This window comes from Pantoea agglomerans, assembly GCF_021397715.1.
GTDB classification, from domain to species: Bacteria; Pseudomonadota; Gammaproteobacteria; order Enterobacterales; family Enterobacteriaceae; genus Pantoea; species Pantoea astica.
Genome location: NZ_CP090207.1, coordinates 606,868 through 630,746, shown reverse-complemented (window position 1 = coordinate 630,746; position 23,879 = coordinate 606,868). Strand labels below are relative to the sequence as shown.

Genomic DNA, 23,879 nt, shown 5'->3' with positions numbered 1-23,879 from the left:
ACCCTTTGGATCTCATATGTTAGATAGCTTACTTGTCATCCTGTTACTGATCGTAATCAGTGCATTTTTTTCCCTGTCGGAAATCTCGCTGGCGGCCGCCCGCAAGATAAAACTCAAGCTGCTGGCGGATGAAGGCAACGTCAATGCACAACGCGTATTGAAAATGCAGGAAACGCCGGGCATGTTCTTTACCGTGGTGCAAATTGGCCTGAATGCCGTCGCGATTCTCGGCGGTATTGTCGGCGACGCCGCCTTTTCGCCAGCCTTCAGCAGCCTGTTTAACCGTTTTGTCGCGCCGGAACTGGCGGAGCAACTCAGTTTCATCTGCTCATTCACCATCGTTACCAGCCTGTTTATTCTGTTCGCCGACTTAACGCCAAAACGGGTCGGTATGATCGCCCCGGAAACCATCGCCTTGCGCATCATCAACCCGATGCGTTTTTGCCTGCTGTTGATGCGCCCGCTGGTCTGGCTGTTCAACGGTCTGGCCAACGTCTTCTTCCGCATCTTCAAACTGCCGATGGTGCGCAAAGACGATATCACCTCTGACGATATCTACGCGGTGGTGGAAGCGGGTGCGCTGGCTGGCGTGTTGCGTAAGCAGGAACATGAGTTAATCGAGAACGTGTTTGAGCTGGAATCACGCACCGTGCCCTCTTCGATGACCTCGCGTGAAAACATTGTCTGGTTTGATCTGCATGAAGATGAAACCAGTCTGAAAACCAAAATCGCCCAGCATCCTCACTCTAAATTCCTGGTCTGCAGTGGCGATATCGATCATATCGTTGGTTACGTTGACTCGAAAGAGCTGCTGCTGCGGGTGCTGGGAAACCAGAGTATGGCGCTGAACAGCGGCTTGCAGATCCGCTCGGCGCTGATTGTGCCCGATACGCTGACGCTGTCTGAAGCGCTGGAGAGTTTCAAAACCGCCGGTGAAGACTTCGCGGTGATCATGAATGAGTATGCGCTGGTGGTCGGGATCATTACCCTGAATGATGTGATGACGACGCTGATGGGCGATCTGGTCGGCCAGGGCATGGAAGAACAGATTGTGGCGCGTGATGAAAATTCGTGGCTGGTAGAAGGCGGAACGCCGATTGATGATGTAATGCGGGTACTGGACATTGATGACTTCCCGCAGTCAGGCAACTACGAAACCATCGGCGGCTTTATGATGTATATGCTGCGTAAAATTCCGAAGCGTACCGACTTTGTGAAGTTTGCCGGTTATAAATTCGAAGTGGTCGATATAGACAGTTATCGCATCGATCAGTTACTGGTTACCCGCATTGATGAGCGGCCGCCGGTGCTGAACATGACGAAAAGCGAAGAAGAGTAGAATGACTAAGGGCCTGCGCCATAAGGCGTCATTGTTGCAGACAGTCTGGACACGGACAGCGCGGAACAGCCGGAGCGTACACGTAGTACGTGAGGATTGTGAGCACTGCCCAGGTTCAGAATGGCAAATAAAATAGCCTGATAGGCCAGGCTCAAAGGGCGCCATCGGCGCCCTTGTGATTAGTTGAACTCAAGTTTCAGACGAACGACCTGGCGGTTAATTTCTGACATCACGCTCAGGTGCTGTTTGTCTTTGACGCGCGGGATTAATACTTTCCCCTTGTCGAACTCAAACGCGCCAACATCCTTGATATACAACCTTCCTTTGAACAGCGTTTTTACATATTTCGCTATTTGCAGCGGATTATAGCGCTGGAAGATCTTCATACTGATTAACTCCTGTACAATTTTAAGCACGCTTCGCCGTTTCCAAATTAGGTACGAGCCCATGAAGCGCGAATTCGGGATAAACTATAGAACACTCAGCGCTGCTGATGTTCCGAAAAATGAATTTTTTTACTGAGTTGACACATCATTACAGAACACTCTGTTATCACGCTCACACAACACAGTATAAACCTTCAGTCGTTACGGAATTGTGGCGCTGATAACAAACCTGACACCTTTCCAGGACAGCTGCATCATCCCTGCCTACTATTGCAATAAAATGACTAACTGGTCTGATCACTTAAGGAAACCACGATGCGAATCACTCTGGCAGCGATAGTTTTGTCGTTACTGATACCGGTAAGCGCTCTGGCGCACGATCTGAAGCAGGATGCGCGCGTTCCGGCCACCGGTGTGAATGACAAAGGTGAGCTGTTACTGCAGCAGGATAAGTTTAGCTACAAAAACTGGAATAGTGCTCAGCTGAGCGGGAAAGTTCGAGTGATTCAGCATATCGCCGGGCGCTCTTCCGCGAAGCAGATGAATGCGGCGTTAATCGAGGCGATCAAAGCCGCGAAACTGCCGCACGATCGTTATCAGACCACCACCATCGTCAATACTGATGATGCGATTCCCGGCACCGGGATGTTTGTTCGCAGCAGCATCGAAAGCAATAAACAGCAGTATCCGTGGTCACAGTTTATTGTCGACGATAAGGGAAATGTGCAGCGTGCCTGGCAGCTGCAACCGGGCGGCTCAGCCATTGTGGTGCTGGATAAACATGGCGCAGTGAAGTTTGTGAAGGATGGGCCGCTGACGCAGGAGGAAGTTCAGCAGGTGGTTAACCTGGTAACCTCTCTGCTGGCGCACTAAGCCTCACTGCTGGCGCACCAGGCCGACCGCATGGCGGGAGGTTGCCCTCCCGCTTAACGGACTAAAACAGAGAAACGCGAAAGCCAGGATTGAGGAAGGATTCGCGCGGTGCGTAATCCAGCGTTTTGCCCTGCCAGTCATGCACATGAGCACCTGCTGCCATGGCGACCGCGTGGCCCGCACCGGTATCCCAGATGTTGGTCGGCCCGAAGCGTGGATAGAGCTGCGCTTTACCTTCCGCCACCAGGCAGAACTTCAGCGATGAGCCGGTCGCCACCGTCTGATGTTCGCCGAGCTGCTTCAGATACTGCCTCATCTCATCGTCATCGCCGTGTGAGCGGCTCACCACCACCAGCGGTGGCCGGGCATCCTGCGCATGAATCTGTTCACGCCGGCCGCCCTCTTCTTTCCACGCCTTACCGTCTGCGGCAGCGTACATCACGCCCAGCGCTGGCGCATAGACCACGCCCATCACCGGCTTGCCTTCTTCAATCAGGGCAATATTGACGGTAAATTCGCCGTTACGCTTGATGAACTCTTTGGTGCCATCAAGCGGATCGACCAGCCAGTAGCGCTGCCAGTGCTGACGCACCTCCCAGCCGGGCGGATCTTCTTCTGACAGGACCGGTATCGCCGGTGACAACTGCGCCAGGCCTTTCACAATCACCTGATGCGCGGCAATGTCGGCGGCAGTCACCGGCGAGTCGTCCGATTTGTGAGAAACGTCAAGCGGCGCGGCGCCGTCGTAAACCTGCATGATCGCGTCGCCCGCTTCGCGTGCCAGTTGGCAAATTTGCTCTAACATTTTTCACCTCGTTGTGTCCATCGGCTGCACGTTCAGTTCAACGCCTGATGGTTACATTTTAGCAGTTCCGCTCTGCAAGCCGATCGCGCAGCGGCAGCACGGAGCAATATATAGATATATCAATACCATAGTTACCCGCTTATCGCCACGCCTGCACAACTACGCCTATTCCGGAACGGCTGGCAGGTTAACCGATGCGCCAAAACGTTATATCCATCACGATTTAAACTGACCACTCATCAGGCTTTTACATTATTTTGAGAGCCTTAACTTATCTGGCAGCAGGAGCAAGCATGTTTAAGCCTGGAATGATGTTACTGGCCCTGAGCGTTTCCGTCGCCGGGCAGGCGGCAACGGTCGATTTGCGGATACTCGAAACCACCGATCTGCACAGTAACATGATGGATTTCGACTACTACAAAGACACGCCAACCGAGAAATTTGGTCTGGTTCGCACCGCCACGCTGATTCATGCGGCGCGCCAGCAGGTAAAAAACAGCGTACTGGTCGATAACGGCGACATCATCCAGGGTAGCCCGCTGGGCGACTATATGGCGGCCAAAGGCCTGAAAGCGGGCGAAATCCATCCGGTCTATAAAGCGCTTAACACGCTCGATTACAGCGTCGGTAACCTGGGTAATCATGAGTTTAACTATGGTTTGCCTTACCTCAAAAAAGCGCTGGCCGGTGCACGCTTTCCTTATGTCAACGCCAACGTCATCGACGTTAAAACAGGTAAGCCGCTGTTCACGCCTTATCTGATCAAATCCACCCGCGTGGTGGACCGCGACGGCAAAGCGCAGACGGTGAAGATTGGCTATATCGGCTTTGTGCCGCCGCAGATCATGGTGTGGGATAAAGCCAATCTGCAGGGCAAGGTGCGGGTGGATGACATCACCGAAACCGCCCGTCGCTACGTGCCTGAAATGCGCGCTCAGGGCGCGGATATTATCGTCGCCATTCCCCACTCCGGCCTGAGCAGCGAGCCGTATCACGCGATGGCCGAGAACTCGGTTTACTACCTCAGCCAGGTTGAGGGCATCAACGCCATACTGTTTGGTCATGCCCATGCGGTGTTCCCGGGCAGCGACTTCGCCAGTATTAAAGGCGCGGATGTTGCGCAGGGAACGCTGAATGGCATCCCGGCCGTGATGCCCGGCATGTGGGGCGATCATCTGGGCGTGGTCGATCTGGTGCTGAATAATGACAGCGGACGCTGGCAGGTCAGCAGCGGCAAAGCCGAGGCGCGGCCCATTTATGACGCGGCCGCGAAAAAGTCGTTAGCGGCAGAAGATCCGGCGCTGGTTAAGCTGCTGGCTGACGATCATCGTGCCACGCGGGAATTTGTCGGCAAGCCGATCGGCAAATCCGCCGATGTGATGTACAGCTATCTGTCGCTGGTGCAGGACGATCCGACGGTACAGATCGTCAACAATGCCCAGCGCGCTTACGTTGAACACTTCATTCAGGGCGATCCGGATCTCGGTGGCCTGCCGGTGCTCTCCGCCGCTGCACCCTTTAAAGCGGGCGGACGTAAGAACGATCCGGCCAGCTACGTTGAAGTCGAGAAAGGTCCTCTGACCTTCCGTAACGCCGCCGATCTCTATCTCTACCCGAATACCCTGGTGGTGATGAAAGTCAGCGGTGCGCAGGTCAAAGAGTGGCTGGAGTGTTCAGCGGGCCAGTTTAATCAGATCGACCCGCACAGCAGCAAAACGCAGTCGCTGATTAACTGGGATTTCCGCACCTATAACTTCGACGTGATTGATGGGGTCAGTTATCAGATCGATATCACCCAGCCGGCGCGCTATGACGCAGAATGTCAGCTGATTCATCCGCAGGCGTCGCGTATTCGTCAGCTGAGCTGGCAGGGCAAACCGATCGATCCGCAGGCGACCTTCCTGGTGGCGACCAACAACTATCGCGCGTATGGCGGCAAGTTTGCCGGCACTGGCGATAAGTACATTGCCTTTGCCTCACCGGATGAGAACCGTTCCGTGGTGGCCGCCTATATCAGCGCGGAAACGAAAAAACAGGGTGAGGTCAGACCGCAGGCGGACAATAACTGGCGACTGGCACCCATCACCTCATCAACCCCGCTCGATATTCAGTTTGAAACGGCACCGGGTGATAAGGCGACCGGATTTATTAAGCAGCATGCGCAATATCCGCTTCAGCCCAAAGGGACAGATGCGATTGGCTTTGCTCTGTGGCAGGTGAATTTACAGCAGAAGTAAGGCGGGAGAAAACGCTGCAACCAGGATGGTTGCAGCGTCTTTAAATTACAGGATTTCCAGCAGTTCTACTTCAAAGACCAGGGTGCTGAATGGCGGGATAGAGGCACCGGCACCACGCTCGCCGTACGCGAGGTTGTGTGGGATCACCAGTTCCCATTTTGAGCCAACCGGCATCAGGGTCAGCGCTTCAATCCAGCCCGCGATCACGCCGCTAACCGGGAACTCTGCTGGCTCACCGCGTGCTACAGAGCTATCGAACACGGTGCCGTCGATCAGTTTGCCGGTATAGTGGACGCGTACGCGATCCTGACGTGATGGGATCGGACCGTCGCCCTGGGTGATGACGCTGAATTGCAGACCAGATTCGGTGCTGCTCACGCCTTCACGCTGCGCATGTTCCTGCAGGAACACCTGACCTTCTGCCGCCATCGCTTCGGTGCGCTCACGACGCACACCTTCAGCGCGCTCGTGCACTTCACGCAGTGCGCGATGAACCACATCAACCGGCACCGCCGGCGAGTTCCCTTCCAGCGCGTCGCGCAGGCCCGCGAGCAGTGCTTCTGGTTGCAGCCCTTGCAGACCAGATTCCAGCAGCTGCTGGCCAACCTGTAAACCAATACCGTAACTTGCTTGTGCTTCGACGCTGTCGAAAGAAGGGGTAGTCATCTTCGTTCCTTTCACTCTCGGATAAATTCGAACCGGCAGCATAACAGTGCAGGCCGCTGGCGTAAAATGCCCTGCATCGCAGATGACTTTTCCCGATGAAAGAGAAACAATAGGCCCGTCAAATTTATCAATGCTGGCAGGCACTTCGCGCCGGTATTGCCCATACTATAACTGTTGACGGAATTAACCCGTCTGTTGCACACCAAAAGAGAGAACACATGGGCCAGATCGCCCCACGACGCCGCAGGACGCGCGCAACGCGTATTGTATCCCGGCTGCAAACCTGGCTGGCCACACGCAAGCCGCAGCAACCCGCTGGAGAGGAGGAACCACGAATGGCTTCAGACGCGTCATCCCGGCTACCGACATGGCTTCATCGTATCTGGCATTTCACCGACCACATCGGCTGGATGGACCCGCTACCGGCCCCTCATCGTCGCGGCATTGTTATCGCGCTGCTGGTAATGCTGCTGGCGTTTCTCTGGCCGGTCAGCACACCACGCTATCCGGTGGAGCAGCCGGTGACCCCGACAGCGGAGAAAGAGGTGCCGATGCAGGCGGATATTTATGATAACAAGGCCGACTCCTCCCCTTCTCAGCCGCAGCCGACGCCAAAAGCGGATTCACAGGGACAATGGCGCAACTATACTGTCGCGTCGGGCCAGACGCTGGCGCAGCTGTTCCGTGACAACAGTCTGCCGGTGAATGATGTGTTTGCGATGGCGCGGGTAGAAGGCAACGATCAGCCGCTGAGTTCACTGAAAAGCGGTCAGCAGGTTAAAATCCGTCAGGATGCACAGGGCGTGGTGACAGGACTGACGATAGAGGGCGCTAACGGCCCGGTGCTGTTTACCCGCCAGCCGGACGGCAGCTTTATTCGCGCGCAGTAATCTTTACGCGGCGACAAAAACAAAAACGCCGGCACAAGGCCGGCGTTCCCGCAGTGCTCAGTAATAACAATTACTCAGCAACGATACTCACGATCAGTTTCGCGAATACTTCGCTGTGAACCTGGAAGTTCACTTCGTGCTCACCGGTGGTGCGCAGAACGCCGTTCGGCAGACGAACTTCGCTCTTAGCCACTTCAACGCCAGCTGCAGTCACTGCATCAGCGATGTCGCGGGTACCGATGGAACCGAACAGTTTACCTTCGTCGCCAGCTTTAGACGCGATGGTTACGGTGCCCAGTGCATTAATTTTCTCAGCGCGTGCATTTGCTGCAGACAGAACGTCGGACAGTTTAGCTTCCAGTTCTGCACGGCGTGCTTCGAAAAATTCAACGTTTTTCTTGGTAGCAGGAACAGCTTTGCCCTGTGGTACCAGGAAGTTACGAGCGTAGCCCGCTTTAACGTTAACCTGATCACCCAGGCTGCCCAGGTTTGCTACTTTATCAAGCAGAATAACTTGCATTACCTTATCCTCTTAAAGTCGTTAATGGACAGTTGCCGATTACTGATGACGATCAGTGTACGGCAGCAGAGACAGGTAACGCGCGCGCTTGATAGCACGAGCCAGCTGACGCTGGTATTTTGCGCGAGTACCAGTGATACGGCTTGGTACGATCTTGCCGCTTTCAGTGATGTAGTTTTTCAGCGTTGCGATATCTTTATAATCGATCTCTTGAACGCCTTCCGCGGTGAAACGGCAGAACTTGCGACGACGGAAATAACGTGCCATTTGGCTAGTCTCCAGAATCTATCAATTCAATCTGCTCGGCATGTAACACCATTTTGCTCTGGCCATTGCGTGCCTGATGGCAGCTAATGAAACCGTCGAGTATGAGTTGCGTGCCGACCGTTATATGTTGAGTAATCACCTGATGGGCGCTGCCGCTGATAATCACCGGCATCCGACACCAGGCTTGCCGGTGAAACCCGGCCTCCTCCTGCACTGAGCGGTGCTCAAGCACGAACTGGCAGTGCGGAATTCCTGACGGGCTAATTTTTCGAACCGGCGTCTTGCACACCGTGCCAGACAAGCGCAGTCGATTAACCGTCACGATGGATTACTCTTCAGAATCCCCAGCATCTGAGTCATCAGCGGATTCGTTAGCAAAATCTTCGCGGCGCTCACGACGCTCGTCTTTCGCTTTAACCATCGGTGATGCTTCAGTTACCGCGTTTTTAACGCGCATAACCATGCTACGGATAACGGCGTCGTTGAAGCGGAAGTTCGTTTCCAGCTCATCGATCGCTTCCTGCGGCGCTTCAACGTTCAGCAGAACGTAGTGGGCTTTGTGCAGTTTGTTGATCGGATAAGCCAGCTGACGGCGGCCCCAGTCTTCCAGACGGTGAATCGTGCCCTGTGCACCAGTGATAGCACCAGTGTAACGCTCGATCATGCCCGGAACCTGTTCGCTCTGGTCAGGATGGACCATAAATACGATTTCGTAATGACGCATCGAAATTGCTCCTTACGGATTATTCAGCCTCCTGTCGGGGTCAACCGCGGCCCATGGAAGCAAGGAACGTTATAGGCTGTGTCCCACAAAGGTTCGTCATGACGAGCGCTTGTGGGACACAGCCTGAGAATGCGGCTGAAAAATTGACGCGTAATCATACTGGCGGCGGGCGCTAAACTCAAGCGCACATTTCAACAAATCTGATGTGGCGTGCCAGATAGGGTGGCTTTTCGTGCTAATCACAGCAATACAATCTGTTAAGCAGCCATTGTTCAAAAATGCTGACAAAGAGGTTCAGGCGGACGATCTGGCGATAATATCGCCAGTCGCTAAACTTAATGCAGACGTTACGGTTTGGCTTATCAGCGTCTAACAGAGTGTGTTCCCTGAAGTGAGGAGTCGGCCATGAAAAGGTACGTCATCGCCACTTTACTGGGTCTCTTCCTGTCTCTCCCCGCTCTTGCCAGCAATGCTGACTGTGCGCAGCAGATGAGAAGTCACAGCAGCAAAGCGGCATCGGGTTATGTCTATGTGAATCGACTGGATGCACCGGAGAGAAGCCCGGTCAGCACGCCGGCCCGACCGGCAGAACGGTTCGCTGCCCCCTGATAATCGGGGCAGATAAAGGGCGGATTGAATCAATCCGCCCTTTTTATAACGGATGTTTTATAACTGGTGTTTAAAGAAGTTAACCAGCGCCGTCAGGCCTGACGGCGTGATCTTATGTCCAATCTGCTTTTCCGACAGTGAGGTCAGATGCCGGGCTAAACCCTGGCTGCGCAGCGCCGCTTCCAGCCGCGCACTCTCGGCAAACGGCACCACCTCATCAGCTTCGCCGTGCCACAGCAGCAGTGGACGATTGGCCAGCGTTTCCAGTCGGGTGCTGGGATCGTACTCCGCCAGCGGCGCCATTCGGGCATCAAACCCGGCCTGCTGTTCCGGCGAGCGCACCACCAGCGGCGGAAACAGCGTCTGGCTGAGCTGCATAAAGTAGCCGGACCCCATCATGCAGGCGACGCTGTGGATCTGCGGATAGCGCGCCATCGCGCCCAGCGCCGTCATGCCGCCCATTGAAGCGCCTGCCACCGCAAACCGTTCTCCGGCGATCAGATCCTCAGCGCGCAGCGCGGCTTCCAGCTGCGGCAGCTCATCAATATTGGTTTTAAGGATATCCCAGAAGCGGCGCAGGCGGCCTTCGGCATCGCCTTGATCGCGCGCGCCATGCAGATCCGCATCCGGCATCACCGCCCGGAAGCCAGCCTGGGCTAAGGCGACGGCGAAATAGGCGTAGACCTCTTTCGATGAGGTGAAGCCGTGATAAAACAGCACGGTCGGCAGCCGGTTACGGCGCTGACCGGCAGGCGCGGCGTGCAGACACTCAATACCGGCCAGCGTTTCCGTGATGAGTTCGATCATGTTATCTCCTGAAAAGGGTCAAGACGTGCGTGATCAGTGTACGGTCTGCCGCTGAATTTGCGAACCGGTCCGCCACTCTCTGCCACCAACTTTCGCGCTAAACTTTTCCGCGCTTCTGCCGTTGATCCGATATCTCCCTAATGCGATCAAAGGTAATTTATGAAGCGTCTCTCTCTCAGCGGCCTGAGTCTTGGAGTTAAGCTGTCTGTACTGACGTCTCTCAGCGTAGCGTTATTGTTGCTGGTTCTGACGCTGACTCAGAGCCAGAGCGCCTCGCGCCAGCTGGAAAAACTCGCGATTGATGATATGCACAATCAGGTGCAGGGCATCAGCGAAATGGCGACTATGTTCAACGCCACGCTCTCCGAAGAGGTGAGCAACTATACCAATCTGTTTACCAGCTTTCTGCCTAAGCGTTTTAGCCTGGATGAGACGGCGCGCGTGCAGGTCGGCAGCTTCTCAACGCCGGTGCTGCGCGCCGGATTAAAAACGCTCAACCTTGATCAGACAGCGGTGGACGATTTCACCGATCGCACCGCCGCAGTGGCCACCATTTTTGTGCGCGACGGCGATGACTTCATCCGTATCTCGACCTCACTCAGGAAGCAGGATGGCAGTCGCGCCATCGGCACCCAGCTCGATCGTGCCAGTGCAGCCTGGAAAAACGTCCATCAGGGCCAGGTCTATCGTGGCCTGGCAACGCTGTTTGGTCATCGCTACATCACTCAATATCAGCCGGTTAAAGATGCCAGCGGCACGGTGGTTGCCATTCTGTTTGTTGGGGTCGGAATCGATCAGCAATATGCGCTGATGCGTGAAAAAATCCTCGCGCGTCGGTTGGGCGACAGCGGCCATTTTTATGTGATTAACGGCGCGCCAGGCAGCACACAGGGCCAGTATCTGTTTGCTCAGCAAAACGAGGGCAAACTGCCGGCCTGGGATCAGTCGGTGCAACAGCCACTGCTGACTCAGCCGCAGGGGATAGAGCAGGTGAATATCGACGGTGAAACCCGGATGCTCGCCTGGCAGCAGCTACAGGGATGGAACTGGGTGATTGTCGGCGAGGTTAACCGCGCCAGTCTGCTGGCCCCGATCACCCACAGCCGTAACCTGTTCCTGCTTACCGGTCTGGCGCTGGTGGTGGTGTTTGCGCTGGGGTTTGTCTGGTACAGCCGCCGGGCGATTACCCGTCCACTGCAGCAGGTGATTCATCTGGCGCAGCAGTATGCCGCCGGCAATTTGCAGGTGCATCTGGATACCTCACGACGTGACGAAGTGGGCCAGTTGATTAATGCCATTAACGGCATCGGCGATGGTCTGGAGAAGATCGTAGGCCAGGTGCGCAGCGCCGCGCAGGAGATCAGCGACGGGACCGATACTATCGCCGCCAGCAGTCACAATATCAGTGAACAGATTGGTCGTCAGGCCAGCAGCGTGGAGCAGACCTCCGCCAGCATGGAACAGTTTGGCGCAACGGTCGAACATACCGCCGACAGCCTGCGTCAGGCGATGTCGCTGGTGTCTGAAGCCAGCGATATTGTCAGCCAGGGCAGCCAGACCGTGGTGCGCTCCGTGAACACCATGTCAGCGATCAAAATCTCTTCCCAGAGCATTGCGGATATCACTCATGTGATCGAATCAATCGCCTTCCAGACCAATATTCTGGCGCTGAACGCCGCGGTGGAAGCGGCGCGCGCCGGTGAGCAGGGACGTGGTTTTGCCGTAGTGGCGGCCGAAGTGCGGGCGCTGGCGCAGCGATCTGCTCAGGCTGCGAAAGAGATTGATGGGCTGATCGCCACCTCAATCGGCAACGTGGCGGAAGGCCATCTGTTATCTGAACAGACCCGCGATGCGATGACCCATATCGTCACTCACATCGAGCAGGTACAGGCGCTGATGGGTGAGATCAACGTGGCGGCACAGCAGCAGGCGGCCGGTATTGGTCAGGTTAATCTGGCGATGAACCAGATCAGCCAGGCGACGCATCAGAACAGCGAACTGGTGGCCCAGGCGGAAAGTAGCGCCCAGAATCTGAGTGATAAAGGCCATCATCTGACCCAGCTGGTGAGTGTTTTTAACCTCAAATCCTGACGTCATTCAGGACGATGGCATACACTTAATGCTTCGTCCTGAATGAGGGTTTTCCTATGCGTTTCGCTTACTTACTGGTGTTAAGCCTGTCACTGGCAGGCTGTTCTGCGTTTCAGACAACTCCAAAAGCGCCGCCCGCGCCGACTCAACAGGCGCAGGAAATTTCACGGGCGCAAAGTACCCATTTGCCGAAGCTGGGCAACATCACCGTTAACGTTCACGGCTCGCCAGATGATGCGCAACGCGCCGTGGCCGCACGCGCCAATCAGGCCGGTGCGGCTTATTATCAGATCGTGGCGCTGAGTGAAACGGTGATGCCTGGCTTGTGGTATGCCAGCGCCATACTGTACGGTGCCTCACCCACCGCAGGCGCGAGCCAGTAAGCGGTCGGCCAGCGCGGCATCCAGTGGACGTGCGCCGCGCTGATCGAGCCATTGCTGGCACCATGCATCCGCCAGCGGCGGTTCGGCATATTTCAGCAACTGTGCGCCGGTAGCCAGCAGCAGCAGGCTGCGGGTCAGTTCCCGCGCCTGCGCCTCCGGCATTTTGTTGAGCCGCAGCCGCAGCTGACGCCAGCGCGCATCGAAATGGCGATTACTGCCTTTGACTGCCTCAAACTCCTGACTGAGCATCTCTGTGACATCGTCCTGCCGGGAAAGCACGCGCAACACGTCAAGACACATCACATTGCCTGAGCCTTCCCAGATGCTGTTGACCGGGATATCGCGATATAAGCGCGGCAGTTCGCTCGCTTCGCAGTAGCCGATGCCGCCTAATACCTCCATCGATTCCGCGACGAACGGCGCGCCCGCTTTGCATATCTGGTATTTCGCCGCTGGCGTAAACAGGCGGGCAAAGGCTACTTCATGCGGTTTTGCTGGCAGCGACCAGGCGCGTGCCAGCCGCATCAGCAGCGCGGTCTGCCCTTCCAGCTGCAGCGCCTGCTGCGCCAGTACCTGACGCATCAGCGGCTGATCCACCAGATTTTTACCCAACACCTGGCGCTGATGCGCATGGTAGAGCGCAACGGAGAAGGCGCGCCGCATCTGACCGTGGCTGCCGAGCGCGCAGTCAAAACGCGTCATGCCGCCCATTTTCAGCATCAACCGGACACCTTCGCCCTCTTCTCCCAGCAGCCAGCCGGTGGCGTCGCGAAATTCCACTTCGCTACTGGCATTGGATCGGTTACCGAGCTTATCTTTCAGCCGCTCGATCAGGATCGCATTGCGGCTACCGTCTGGTAACAGGCGTGGCAGAAAGAAGCAGCTCAGACCGGCCGGTGTCTGGGCCAGTACCAGATGCGCATCGCTTTGCGGCACCGAGAAAAACCATTTATGCCCGGTAAGCCGCCAGGCTTCACCCGGACCGCGAGCGCCCAGCGGCTCAGCGCGAGTGGTGCTGGTGAGCAGATCGCTGCCGCCCTGTTTTTCGGTCATCCCCATGCCAATCAGCAGTCCGCGCTTTTGATCGCCGGGCTGCGCATGGGTGTCATAACGGTCACTGAGTAACGGATCGAGCCAGCCTTCAAATGCGGCGGGCAGATAAGTCTGCAGCAGCGGGATCGCCGCGTGGGTCATGGTGACCGGACAGAGCGTGCCGGCTTCTACCTGGGCATGCAGGATAAATCGGGCGGCCCGCGCTACGCTGGCATATTCGCGTACGCTGGGTTGCCAGCTGAGGTTATGCAGACGACTGGCGCAGACGCCCTGCATCAGCAGATGCCAGGCGGGATGAAATCGCACTTCGTCGAGCCGTACACCGCGCGCATCGTAGCGCAGCAGTTCGGGCGGCTCGGCGTTGGCCAGCCGGCCCAGCTCCAGCGATTCGGCACTGCCCAGTTGCAGGCCGACCGAGGCCAGCCATTCACGGTCCCACTCCGCGCCCTCGCGCTGTAGTGCATCGCTCAGCGGCGTATCGGAAAGGAAAAGATTGCTGTTGCTGAGAGGATGGGGCTGATTAAAAACGGTGTGTGTTGTCCAGGTCATAACCACTCCTCGCGGATGTCACTCAGTAAGTATACCCGTCGTCTTTCAAGCTGCATTTTTGTTGGCTGCGTTCACTCACCCGAATCACTTACTCATGTAAGCTCATCGGGATTCGTTCTCTTGCCGCCTCAATGCAACCCGAAATCCTTTGGGTATATACGAATGACGCGCAGTTATGCCTGGTACAGAAACTAATTTGTGGCGAGGATCACATCGGGGATCAGGCGTTGCGCTGACGCACCGCTTCAAACAGGCAAACGCCGGTGGCAACCGAGACGTTGAGCGAAGAGACGCTGCCCGCCATCGGGATGCTGATTAACTCGTCGCAGTGTTCACGCGTCAGGCGACGCATCCCTTCACCTTCGGCACCCATCACCAGCGCCATCGGGCCGGTCATTTTGCTCTGGTAAACGGTGTGATCCGCTTCGCCAGCGGTACCGACCACCCAGATGTTGTACTCCTGCAACAGGCGCAGCGTCCGGGCAAGGTTGGTGACGCGGATCAACGGCACGTTTTCTGCCGCGCCGCTGGCCACTTTTTTGGCGGTGGCGTTCAGCGGAGCGGAACGATCTTTTGGCACGATCACCGCATTGACGCCCGCCGCGTCAGCGCTGCGCAGACAGGCACCCAGGTTATGCGGATCGGTGACGCCATCCAGTACCAGCAGAAACGGTTTTTCCAGGCTTTGCAGCAGGTCCGGCAGGTCGCCTTCCTGATACTGACGACCCGGCTTAACCTGCGCCACGATACCCTGATGCACACCGCCTTCTACCTGGCTATCCAGCCACTTGCGCTCCGCCAGCTGGATCACGATCCCCTGAGCTTCCAGCGCGGCAATCAGAGGTTGCAGGCGACGATCGTCACGGCCTTTAAGGATAAAGACTTGCTGAAAACGCTGGGGATCGCGCTCCAGCAGCGCCTGCACGGCATGGATACCAAAAATAATTTCGCTCATCGATCTGCTCAGTGTTTGGAAATGAATAAATTACCGCCCTTTCCCGCAGGAGAAAGGGCGGATACGCGCATCAGTCAGTTTGCGCTTTCTTGCTGGCGCGCTTCGCCCGAGTGGCGGCGGCGATTTTACGGCTTTTTTCCGAGACGTTTTTACTTTTTTTCTCGGTATTTGCTGGTGCCGGTCGGGACTTGTCACCGCGGAATGCCGAGTCGGGCTCGAAATTAGATTTCTTGCTCACATCACGGCGACGCTTTGATGGCGGTTTGCCATCACGCTTCGCCCGATCGCGCTCGGTCTTTCCTTCGCCACGCACCTGACGCTGGCTGGAGACCAGGGCGAAGTCGATTTTACGCTCGTCCATATGGACCGCTTCCACCCGCACTTCCACAATATCGCCAAGACGATAGGTACGACCGCCAGATTCACCAATCAGGCGCTGACCCACCGGATCGAAACGGTAGTAGTCGTTGTCGAGCGTCGAAACATGCACCAGGCCATCAATGAACAGATCGCTCAGGCGAACAAAGAAGCCGAAGCCGGTGACGCTGGAGATCACGCCATTGAACAGGTTACCGACCTGATCCTGCATGAAGTCACACTTCAGCCAGTCGGCAACGTCACGCGTCGCCTCATCGGCACGGCGCTCGGTCATTGAGCAGTGCAGTCCCAGCTGCAGCATCTCCGGCATCTCGTAGTGATAGCCACCGGTCGCTGTCGTCAGATCTTTGGCTACGCTGCGCTCTTTTGGCATCAGGTATTTCATGGCGCGTTGTACCAGGCCTTTACCTTCATCCTGCTCTTTGGCCAGCAGATACTTGATGGCGCGGTGCAGCGTCAGATCCGGATAGCGACGGATTGGCGAGGTAAAGTGAGCATATGACGAGAGCGCCAGACCAAAGTGGCCGCGGTTTTCCGGGTCATACACCGCCTGCTTCATTGAACGCAGCAGCATGGTTTGCAGCATTTCCGCATCAGGACGATCGGCCACCTGCTTCAGCAGCGCCGCATAGTCGACAGGCTGCGGTTTGTTGCCGCCGGGCAGACTCAGTCCCAGTTCGTTAAGCACGGTACGGAAGCTCTTGATGCTTTCGTCAGTCGGGCGATCGTGATCGCGGAACAGTGCCGGTTCCTGATTTTTCTCAACGAAGCGCGCCGAGGCGATGTTCGCCAGGATCATGCACTCTTCGATCAGTTTGTGAGCATCGTTACGTGAAACGCGCTCAACACGCTCAATCCGGCGCTCAGCGTTGAAGATAAATTTCGCTTCTTCGGTTTCGAACGAGATACCACCGCGCTCTTCACGCGCCGTTTCCAGCGCCTGATAGAGGTTGTAGAGCTCTTCCAGATCTTTCACCAGCGGCGAATATTGCTGACGCAGTTCCTTATCGCCCTGCAGAATATTCCACACCTTGTTGTAGGTCAGACGCGCGTGGGAATTCATCACCGCTTCATAGTGTTTGAAGCCGGTCAGTTTCCCTTTCGAGGAGATGGTCATTTCGCACACCATACAGAGGCGGTCGACCTGCGGATTGAGCGAACATAAGCCGTTCGACAGCACTTCCGGCAGCATCGGGACCACCTGCGACGGGAAGTAAACTGACGTGCCGCGCTGGTGCGCTTCGTTGTCGAGCGGCGTGCCCGGACGAACGTAATAGCTCACATCCGCAATCGCCACCCACAGACGCCATCCACCACCGCGTTTTTTCTCACAGTAGACCGCATCATCGAAGTCACGGGCATCTTCGCCATCAATGGTGACCAGCGGCAGCTTACGTAAATCGACCCGTCCTTTCTTCGCCTCTTCCGGCACCTCTTCCTTCAGCGTACTGACCTGCGCTTCAACTTCTGGCGGCCAGCTGTGCGGGATTTCATGGGTGCGCAGCGCCATATCGACGGCCAGGCTGGTGCCCATGTCATCGCCGAGGATTTCAGTCACTTTACCGATCGCTTTGCTGCGGCGGGTCGGGCGCTGAACCAGCTCCACCACCACGACCGAGCCCATGCGGGCATTCATCGTCTCTTCCGGCGGAACCAGGATGTCAAAACTCAGGCGGCTGTCGTCCGGCACTACAAAGCCAGCACCGGCATCGGTGAAGTAGCGGCCAACAATCTGGTTATTACGCGGTTCCTGCACCCGGACCACGCGCGCTTCGCGGCGGCCTTTACGATCGGCACCCAGCGGCTGCGCCAGAATGACGTCGCCGTGCATACAGAATTTCATCTGTTCGGCGGAGAGGTAGAGATCATCCTTCTGACCTTCGGCCCGTAAGAAGCCGTAGCCGTCACGGTGGCCGATGACCTTCCCGCGCAGCAGGTCCAGACGTTCAGGCAGGGCATAGCATTGACGGCGGGTGAAGACCAGCTGACCATCACGCTCCATGGCGCGCAGGCGGCGGCGCAGCGCCTCAATGTGCTCTTCTTCCTGCAGGTTCATCTCTTGTGCCAGCTCTTCGCGGCTGGCCGGTTTTTCACGTTTTTCTAACAGCGCCAGAATAAATTCACGGCTGGGAATAGGGTTTTCGTATTTTTCAGCTTCTCTATCCTGAAAAGGATCTTTTGACATAGCGGTTCCTCCGATGTCATTGAGTATTTATTGCCACCGGCGGTTCGGACAATATGATTTCATAAAGTTGGGAGTTTCCTTCAACCAAATCCGCCAACGTGTAGCTATCCAGTTCCTGCAGGAAACGCTGCACCGCATCATGGAGCGCCTTCTTCAGGCGACAGGCGGGCGAGATCGAACAGGATGCGCAGTCCACTAATTGTAGCGGTTCCATCTTACGCACAACGTCTCCAATCACAATCTGGCTGGCTGGCATGCCCAGACGAATGCCACCATTTTTGCCGCGCGTGGCTGCGATATAGCCCGCCCGGCTCAGTTGATTAATGATTTTGACCATATGATTACGTGAAACACCGTAAGTATTGGTCACTTCAGTGATGTTGGTCTGTCGGCCTTCGGGCAACGAAGCCAGATAAATCAGGGCCCGTAAACCATAATCAGTAAAACTCGTCAGCTGCACAGTAACCTCAGTGAATCATCAAAAATTGGCATCACATAATCCGGCTTGCGATTGATGTCAGGAATAGATCGGATCGCCATGCGAATGGCTATGATGATAAACCAGAGTCTGATTGACCGTGCGTTTTTTTCAGCCAGCACTAAGTTGGACAAGCGAAGCGGGGATAAGTGGCATCACAGAGTGGAAAAACAAAGGCCGGACAAGGTCCGGCCTGGGTGATTATGCGTCAAACGGGTCGCGCAGAATCATCGTTTCACTGCGGTCCGGACCGGTTGAGATAATATCCACCGGAACGCCAGTCACATCTTCAACACGCTTGATATAGTCGCGAGCGGCTTGTGGTAAGCCCTCCAGCGTCTTCACGCCAAACGTGGTCTCGCTCCAGCCTGGCAGCGTTTCGTAGATTGGCTCAATGCCTTCCCAGTTTTCTGCCGCCAGTGGCGTGGTGGTCACTTCGCGGCCATCCGGCATGCGGTAAGCGACACAGATTTTCACCTCTTTCAGGCCATCCAGCACGTCCAGCTTGGTCATGCAGAAACCTGACAGGGAGTTTATCTGTACGGCACGGCGCACGGCAACTGCATCCAGCCAGCCGGTACGACGACGACGGCCGGTGGTGGCACCAAACTCGTTACCCTGCGCGCAGAGGAACTCGCCGGTTTCATCAAACAGCTCGGTCGGGAAAGGACCGGCACCCACGCGGGTTGAGTACGCTTTGACAATGCCCAGTACGTAGTCGACATAGCGCGGGCCAATGCCTGAACCGGTCGCAACGCCGCCTGCGGTGGTGTTGGATGAGGTGACGTACGGATAGGTACCGTGGTCGATGTCCAGCAGCGTGCCTTGCGCGCCTTCGAACATGATCAGATCGCCACGCTTACGCGCGCCATCCAGCAGCTCAGAGACGTCAACTACCATGCTGGTGAGGATATCGGCAATCGCCATCACATCGCTCAGCACTTTATCGAAGTCAACGGCCTCTTCTTTGTAGTAGTGCACCAGCTGGAAGTTGTAGAAATCGACCACTTCTTTCAGCTTGGCGGCAAAGGTCTCTTTGTTGAACAGATCGCTGACGCGCAGCGCACGGCGAGCGACTTTATCTTCATAGGCAGGACCAATACCACGACCGGTAGTCCCGATCGCTTTCGCACCACGCGCTTTTTCGCGCGCCATGTCCATCGCAACGTGATACTGCAGAATCAACGGGCAGGCTTCAGAAATCAGCAGACGTTCGCGTACCGGAATCCCGCGCTCTTCGAGGCCTTTCATCTCTTTCATTAAGGCTTCAGGAGAGAGCACTACGCCGTTACCAATGATGCTGGTGACGTTATCGCGCAGAATGCCAGAAGGGATCAGGTGGAGGACGGTTTTTTCACCGTTGATGACAAGCGTGTGGCCCGCATTGTGGCCGCCTTGATAACGCACAACGTAATTCGCGCGTTCAGTCAGAAGGTCTACAATCTTACCTTTACCTTCGTCACCCCATTGGGTGCCCAGTACGACGACGTTCTTACCCATTTCTCAAAATCACCGATTGCTTAAAAAAGGATTCTACCATCTGATCCGGTGGTTTTCAGCACTTTTAGCATACGATTGCGCGCTTTTTTGCCTGTGTTTTGATCACTACAACATGTTGGGGAAAATGGAGGCAACAGGCACAATTTATGCGCCGTCAGCCAGGCGTCAGAGATTACCGTGCAGACTGAGCATGCAATAGATCACCATTCCTGCCACCACCAGGCCGCCGCCAAAACGGTGCAACAGCCGATCGGGCAGCTGCGTCATGGCCAGTATCATCCGGCGCCAGGCGCGCGGCATGAACATCGGTCCCAATCCCTCCAGCACTAACACCAGCGCCAGCGCCATCCAGATGCTTGTTTTCATACTGATACCCAAAAAAAAGGCCGACAACATTGTCGGCCTGTAGGTTATATCAGTTCTTAACGGGTCGCGTTAGAGGGCGCCTTCATATATCGGAAGAAGTCGCTATCCGGGCTTAACACCATCACATCCTGATTATCATTGAAGCTGTTTTCATAGGCACGCAGGCTACGAATAAAGGCGTAGAAGTCCGGGTCCTGGCTGAATGCCGCAGCAAACAGTCGCGCCGTTTCCGCATCACCATCACCGCGGGTAATCAGCGCTTCACGCTGGGCTTCGGCCAGCGTACGCGTCACCTGATAATCCGCCTGGGCGCGCAGTTTTTCTGCCTCTTCCTGACCCTGTGAACGCTGGCTACGCGCCACCGCTTCACGTTCAGCACGCATACGGTTGAAGATCGCATCAGAGACTTCGGTCGGCAGGTTGATCTGCTTAATGCGCACATCCACCACCTGAATACCTAACGCCGCCATACTGTTCGGGTTTGGTGCCGGTTCGCTGCTGTTGGTTTCACGCTCGACACGCGCGGCCGCACTGGCGATTGCATCATCGGCGGCTGGCGTCGCGATTTCATCATCGTTGCCCGCACTACCGGTATTCAGCGCATCACGTACGTCAGTGGTCAGACGACCACGAGAGTCGGTCACGATGTCTTTCACATCCAGACGGCCCATTTCCGAACGCAGACGGTCACTGAACTTACGTTTCAGCAGCACTTCCGCCTGAGAGACATCGCCGCCACCGGTGGCCAGGTAGTAACGACTGAAGTCGCTGATACGCCATTTGATGTAGGAGTCGACGATCAGATCTTTCTTCTCTTTGGTGACGAAGCGATCGGCCTGGTTGTCCATGGTCTGAATACGGGCATCCAGCGTTTTTACCGTTTCCAGGAAAGGAATTTTGAAATGCAGACCCGGTTCAAACACCTGCGGTTTGTTTTCATTGTCGCGCAGGACTTTACCGAAGCGCAGTACAATGCCACGCTGGCCTTCCTGCACCACAAACAGCGACGCATAGAGCGCCACCAGCACGACAATGATTAATACTATAATTGGCTTACGCATCGATTACTCTCTCCCTTCGCGCTGGCTGTCGTTGCGCAGAGCGTTAGCCCGACGCTGATCCATGATGCTATCCGGACTGTATGACGACGTGTCACTGCGGCTGGCGCTGCGATCGGAGAGCGCAGGCTGCGAGGCGGCATTGCCCCCTTTCTGACCGTTCTGGCCGGCTGAAGCCTGACCGCCACGCATCAGTTGATCGAGCGGCAGCACCATCAGGTTATTGCCACGATCGTTAACCAGTACTTTGCGCGTATGGCTTAACACGCGTTCCATCGTTTCGATATAGAGACGCTCTTTGGTAATTTCCGGAGCCGCTTTGTACTCAGGCAGAATCTTGGCAAACCGCGCCACTTCACCCTGTGCTTCCAGAACCGTACGCTCTTTATAGGCGCGGGCTTCTTCCAGAATACGCTGCGCCTGGCCGTTAGCACGCGGCTGAACTTCATTGGCGTAGGCTTCGGCTTCACGAACGTACTGCTCGCGGTTTTCACGCGCCGCAATAGCGTCATCAAACGCTGACTTCACTTCTTCCGGTGGACGCGCCGCCTGGAAGTTAACGTCCAGTACCGCGATGCCCATATTGTATGGACGAATAGTCTCATCAATCTCACGCTGGGTATCGCTACGCACCACGGTACGACCTTCGGTCAGAATACGGTCCATGGTGGAACGGCCAATCACGCCGCGCAGTGCGCTGTCAGTGGCCTGACGCAGACTGTCATCCGCGCTGGTCACGGCAAACAGATAACGTTCCGGATCGGTAACCCGATACTGGACGTTCATCTCAACCCGTACCACGTTTTCGTCCGAGGTCAGCATCACGCCTGACGCCGCCAGTTCACGCACCGCTTCAACGTTAACGGCACGCACCTGATCGATGAAAGTCGGCTTCCAGTTCAGACCCGGTTCAACCAGATGACTGAATTTGCCGAAGCGCGTCACCACGCCACGTTCCGCTTCTTTGATGGTGTAGAAACCGCTTGCCGCCCAGATAACCACGGCCGCAACGGCTACAATGCCAACAATTTTGCCGCCGCTGCCGGAGCCGCGCTGACCGCTATCGTTCTGTTTGCCACCGCCCAGACCACCAAGCTTCTTGCTCAGCTTACGGAAGATATCATCCAGATCGGGAGGCCCGGATTCCCGTCCTCCTTTATTCCCCCCAGAGTTGCCGCCTTGATTATTGCTGCTTCCCCACGGGTCGCGGTCCTGTCCGTTATTTCCGGGCTGATTCCACGCCATGTCTCTACTCCATTTATTGTATTTGCGGTTTTTACCCTTCATCTTTCGGATTGCAGCGGTGTTGGCTGCCTTCGCTCACCCCGGTCACTTACCTGCGTAAGCTCCCGGGGCTTCACTCAGTTGCCGCCTTGCTGAAATCCGAAATACTCGGGTCATTCCTGCGTATTCCGGTCTGCAACGAAAATGCGACAATCTTCAATTTTTAAGGTAAATGCGTTTGGGCAATATCAAACAATATAACTGGTCAGCGACGGTTCCTGTTTGCATAAGCGCAACCATTCAATGATTGGCATACGAATCTGCAATCCTACACTGCCGTCTTCCTGATTCCACTCTTTCTCAATCGCCTGCAACTGGTAGAAACGGCTGCGCAAGCGCCCCGCTTCGGGTGGCAGACGTAATTCATACTGGGCAATTTCACCCGACAGCCGTTCAGAGAGCGCCTGCCATAACAACGGAATGCCAGCGCCGCTCTGCGCAGAGAGCCAGACGCGGATTGGCAGGTTTTCTTCGTTACGATCGATGCGCGGTTCGAAACCATCGAGCATATCGATCTTGTTCATGACCAGTAAGGTGGGGATTTCGTCCGCCTCAATCTCTTCCAGTACGGCATCCACGGCTTCAATATTTTCCGTGACGCGTACATCGGCACCGTCAATCACATGCAGCAGCAGCGTCGCCTGACGCGTCTCCTGCAGAGTCGCTTTAAACGCAGCAACCAAATCGTGAGGAAGATGACGGATAAAGCCGACCGTATCCGCCAGCACCACTTCACCGACATCGGCGACGTTCAGGCGGCGCAGCGTAGGGTCCAGGGTTGCAAACAGTTGATCGGCAGCAAAGACGTTGGCCGAGGTCATCGCGTTAAACAGCGTCGATTTACCGGCGTTGGTATAGCCTACCAGCGATACGGTCGGCACGTCGGCTTTGGCACGCGCCTGACGTCCCTGCTCACGCTGTTTCTCTACCCGCTCAAGACGGGATAAAATCTGGCTGATACGTCCGCGCAATAAACGGCGGTCAGTTTCTAACTGCGTTTCACCCGGACCGCGTAAGCCGATCCCGCCTTTCTGACGTTCAAGGTGAGTCCAGCCGCGCACCAGACGTGTGGCAAGATGGCGTAGCTGTGCCAGCTCAACCTGCAATTTACCTTCATGGGTGCGTGCGCGTTGGGCGAAGATATCAAGAATTAGGCCGGTACGATCGATCACCCGGCATTCGCACAGGCGCTCAAGGTTTCTTTCCTGAGCGGGCGTAAGGGCATGATCGAATAACACGACCGATGCTCCAGTTGTTTTTACCGCATCGGCAATTTCAACGGCCTTTCCTTCACCGACAAAATACTTGGGATGTGGCGCTTTGCGGCTGCCAGTGATCACTTGCAGCGCCTCAACGCCAGCAGAAGAGACCAGGGTTTCAAACTCCTGTAAATCTTCTACTTCTTTGTCTTGGGAGAACCAGATGTGTACCAGTACGGCCTGCTCACCGGCATCATAACGGTCAAACAAGCTATAA

24 protein-coding genes are annotated in these 23,879 nt (G+C 55.9%); 7 read left to right on the top strand and 17 right to left on the bottom strand.

Annotated features, from left to right (window positions below; all coding sequences use genetic code 11):
- The first annotated feature begins 16 nt into the window (after positions 1-16).
- On the top strand, positions 17-1,339 hold the full coding sequence (locus LZU96_RS03110; RefSeq protein ID WP_233987020.1) for a hemolysin family protein: 1,323 nt from the start codon (positions 17-19) through the stop codon (positions 1,337-1,339).
- A gap of 179 nt (positions 1,340-1,518) precedes the next feature.
- Here the strand turns inward: LZU96_RS03110 and LZU96_RS03105 are convergent, their stop codons facing one another.
- A complete protein-coding gene (locus LZU96_RS03105; RefSeq protein WP_003855513.1) occupies positions 1,519-1,725 on the bottom strand; it encodes a DUF1107 domain-containing protein in 207 nt (68 codons plus the stop codon).
- Between the two features lie 315 nt (positions 1,726-2,040).
- On the opposite strand from LZU96_RS03105, the gene LZU96_RS03100 reads away from it, so the two are divergent.
- Entirely contained in the window at positions 2,041-2,598 is a 558-nt protein-coding gene (locus tag LZU96_RS03100) for a YtfJ family protein (RefSeq protein ID WP_233987019.1), read from the top strand.
- 61 nt (positions 2,599-2,659) lie between these two features.
- Here the strand turns inward: LZU96_RS03100 and cysQ are convergent, their stop codons facing one another.
- Entirely contained in the window at positions 2,660-3,403 is a 744-nt protein-coding gene (cysQ, locus tag LZU96_RS03095) for a 3'(2'),5'-bisphosphate nucleotidase CysQ (protein ID WP_233987018.1), read from the bottom strand.
- 293 nt (positions 3,404-3,696) lie between these two features.
- Here cysQ and LZU96_RS03090 point away from each other — a divergent pair, with 293 nt between their 5' ends.
- Complete coding sequence (locus LZU96_RS03090; protein WP_233987017.1) at positions 3,697-5,640, top strand: bifunctional 2',3'-cyclic-nucleotide 2'-phosphodiesterase/3'-nucleotidase; 1,944 nt, start codon at positions 3,697-3,699, stop codon at positions 5,638-5,640.
- A 45-nt stretch (positions 5,641-5,685) separates the two neighbouring features.
- Here LZU96_RS03090 and fklB read toward each other — a convergent pair whose 3' ends face one another.
- Positions 5,686-6,306, bottom strand: a complete 621-nt coding sequence (fklB, locus tag LZU96_RS03085) for an FKBP-type peptidyl-prolyl cis-trans isomerase (protein WP_233987016.1) — start codon at positions 6,304-6,306, stop codon at positions 5,686-5,688.
- Positions 6,307-6,524: 218 nt separating this feature from the next.
- Here fklB and LZU96_RS03080 point away from each other — a divergent pair, with 218 nt between their 5' ends.
- On the top strand, positions 6,525-7,196 hold the full coding sequence (locus LZU96_RS03080) for an OapA family protein (RefSeq protein WP_293002060.1): 672 nt from the start codon (positions 6,525-6,527) through the stop codon (positions 7,194-7,196).
- Positions 7,197-7,266: 70 nt separating this feature from the next.
- Here LZU96_RS03080 and rplI read toward each other — a convergent pair whose 3' ends face one another.
- Genes rplI through rpsF form a run of 4 tightly spaced genes read right to left on the bottom strand, consistent with a single transcriptional unit; the run spans position 7,267 to position 8,707 of the window.
- Complete coding sequence (rplI, locus tag LZU96_RS03075) at positions 7,267-7,716, bottom strand: 50S ribosomal protein L9 (RefSeq protein WP_233987014.1); 450 nt, start codon at positions 7,714-7,716, stop codon at positions 7,267-7,269.
- A 39-nt stretch (positions 7,717-7,755) separates the two neighbouring features.
- On the bottom strand, positions 7,756-7,983 hold the full coding sequence (gene rpsR, locus LZU96_RS03070; RefSeq protein ID WP_000135199.1) for a 30S ribosomal protein S18: 228 nt from the start codon (positions 7,981-7,983) through the stop codon (positions 7,756-7,758).
- Positions 7,984-7,987: 4 nt separating this feature from the next.
- Entirely contained in the window at positions 7,988-8,305 is a 318-nt protein-coding gene (priB, locus tag LZU96_RS03065; RefSeq protein WP_094120600.1) for a primosomal replication protein N, read from the bottom strand.
- 6 nt (positions 8,306-8,311) lie between these two features.
- On the bottom strand, positions 8,312-8,707 hold the full coding sequence (gene rpsF, locus LZU96_RS03060; RefSeq protein WP_031376410.1) for a 30S ribosomal protein S6: 396 nt from the start codon (positions 8,705-8,707) through the stop codon (positions 8,312-8,314).
- A gap of 405 nt (positions 8,708-9,112) precedes the next feature.
- On the opposite strand from rpsF, the gene LZU96_RS03055 reads away from it, so the two are divergent.
- Positions 9,113-9,316 (top strand): hypothetical protein, encoded by a 204-nt coding sequence (locus LZU96_RS03055; RefSeq protein ID WP_233987013.1) that lies wholly within the window; start codon positions 9,113-9,115, stop codon positions 9,314-9,316.
- Between the two features lie 57 nt (positions 9,317-9,373).
- Here LZU96_RS03055 and yjfP read toward each other — a convergent pair whose 3' ends face one another.
- Positions 9,374-10,123 carry an esterase gene (yjfP, locus tag LZU96_RS03050; protein ID WP_233987012.1) on the bottom strand — a complete coding sequence of 250 codons (750 nt, stop codon included), beginning with the start codon at positions 10,121-10,123 and terminating at the stop codon, positions 9,374-9,376.
- A gap of 159 nt (positions 10,124-10,282) precedes the next feature.
- Here yjfP and LZU96_RS03045 point away from each other — a divergent pair, with 159 nt between their 5' ends.
- On the top strand, positions 10,283-12,214 hold the full coding sequence (locus LZU96_RS03045) for a methyl-accepting chemotaxis protein (RefSeq protein ID WP_233987011.1): 1,932 nt from the start codon (positions 10,283-10,285) through the stop codon (positions 12,212-12,214).
- A 56-nt stretch (positions 12,215-12,270) separates the two neighbouring features.
- On the top strand, positions 12,271-12,597 hold the full coding sequence (gene bsmA / locus LZU96_RS03040) for a biofilm peroxide resistance protein BsmA (protein ID WP_233987010.1): 327 nt from the start codon (positions 12,271-12,273) through the stop codon (positions 12,595-12,597).
- Here the strand turns inward: bsmA and LZU96_RS03035 are convergent.
- The 9 genes from LZU96_RS03035 to hflX form a co-directional block, all read right to left on the bottom strand.
- Entirely contained in the window at positions 12,571-14,199 is a 1,629-nt protein-coding gene (locus tag LZU96_RS03035; RefSeq protein ID WP_233987009.1) for an isovaleryl-CoA dehydrogenase, read from the bottom strand. The genes bsmA and LZU96_RS03035 overlap by 27 nt on opposite strands.
- Positions 14,200-14,419: 220 nt before the next feature.
- A complete protein-coding gene (gene rlmB, locus LZU96_RS03030) occupies positions 14,420-15,154 on the bottom strand; it encodes a 23S rRNA (guanosine(2251)-2'-O)-methyltransferase RlmB (RefSeq protein WP_233987008.1) in 735 nt (244 codons plus the stop codon).
- A 70-nt stretch (positions 15,155-15,224) separates the two neighbouring features.
- A complete protein-coding gene (gene rnr / locus LZU96_RS03025) occupies positions 15,225-17,717 on the bottom strand; it encodes a ribonuclease R (protein ID WP_233987007.1) in 2,493 nt (830 codons plus the stop codon).
- 16 nt (positions 17,718-17,733) lie between these two features.
- Positions 17,734-18,177, bottom strand: coding sequence for a nitric oxide-sensing transcriptional repressor NsrR (gene nsrR, locus LZU96_RS03020; protein WP_233987006.1), 444 nt, complete (start codon positions 18,175-18,177; stop codon positions 17,734-17,736).
- Between the two features lie 219 nt (positions 18,178-18,396).
- The gene (locus tag LZU96_RS03015) at positions 18,397-19,695 is read right to left on the bottom strand and encodes an adenylosuccinate synthase (RefSeq protein ID WP_233987005.1); all 1,299 of its coding nucleotides are present in this window, start codon (positions 19,693-19,695) and stop codon (positions 18,397-18,399) included.
- A 165-nt stretch (positions 19,696-19,860) separates the two neighbouring features.
- Entirely contained in the window at positions 19,861-20,061 is a 201-nt protein-coding gene (locus LZU96_RS03010; protein WP_031376418.1) for a DUF2065 domain-containing protein, read from the bottom strand.
- A 56-nt stretch (positions 20,062-20,117) separates the two neighbouring features.
- Positions 20,118-21,122 carry a protease modulator HflC gene (hflC, locus tag LZU96_RS03005; protein WP_233987004.1) on the bottom strand — a complete coding sequence of 335 codons (1,005 nt, stop codon included), beginning with the start codon at positions 21,120-21,122 and terminating at the stop codon, positions 20,118-20,120.
- A 3-nt stretch (positions 21,123-21,125) separates the two neighbouring features.
- Complete coding sequence (gene hflK / locus LZU96_RS03000) at positions 21,126-22,364, bottom strand: FtsH protease activity modulator HflK (protein ID WP_233987003.1); 1,239 nt, start codon at positions 22,362-22,364, stop codon at positions 21,126-21,128.
- 227 nt (positions 22,365-22,591) lie between these two features.
- Positions 22,592-23,872 carry a ribosome rescue GTPase HflX gene (hflX, locus tag LZU96_RS02995; RefSeq protein WP_233987002.1) on the bottom strand — a complete coding sequence of 427 codons (1,281 nt, stop codon included), beginning with the start codon at positions 23,870-23,872 and terminating at the stop codon, positions 22,592-22,594.
- Between the last annotated feature and the right edge of the window lie 7 nt (positions 23,873-23,879).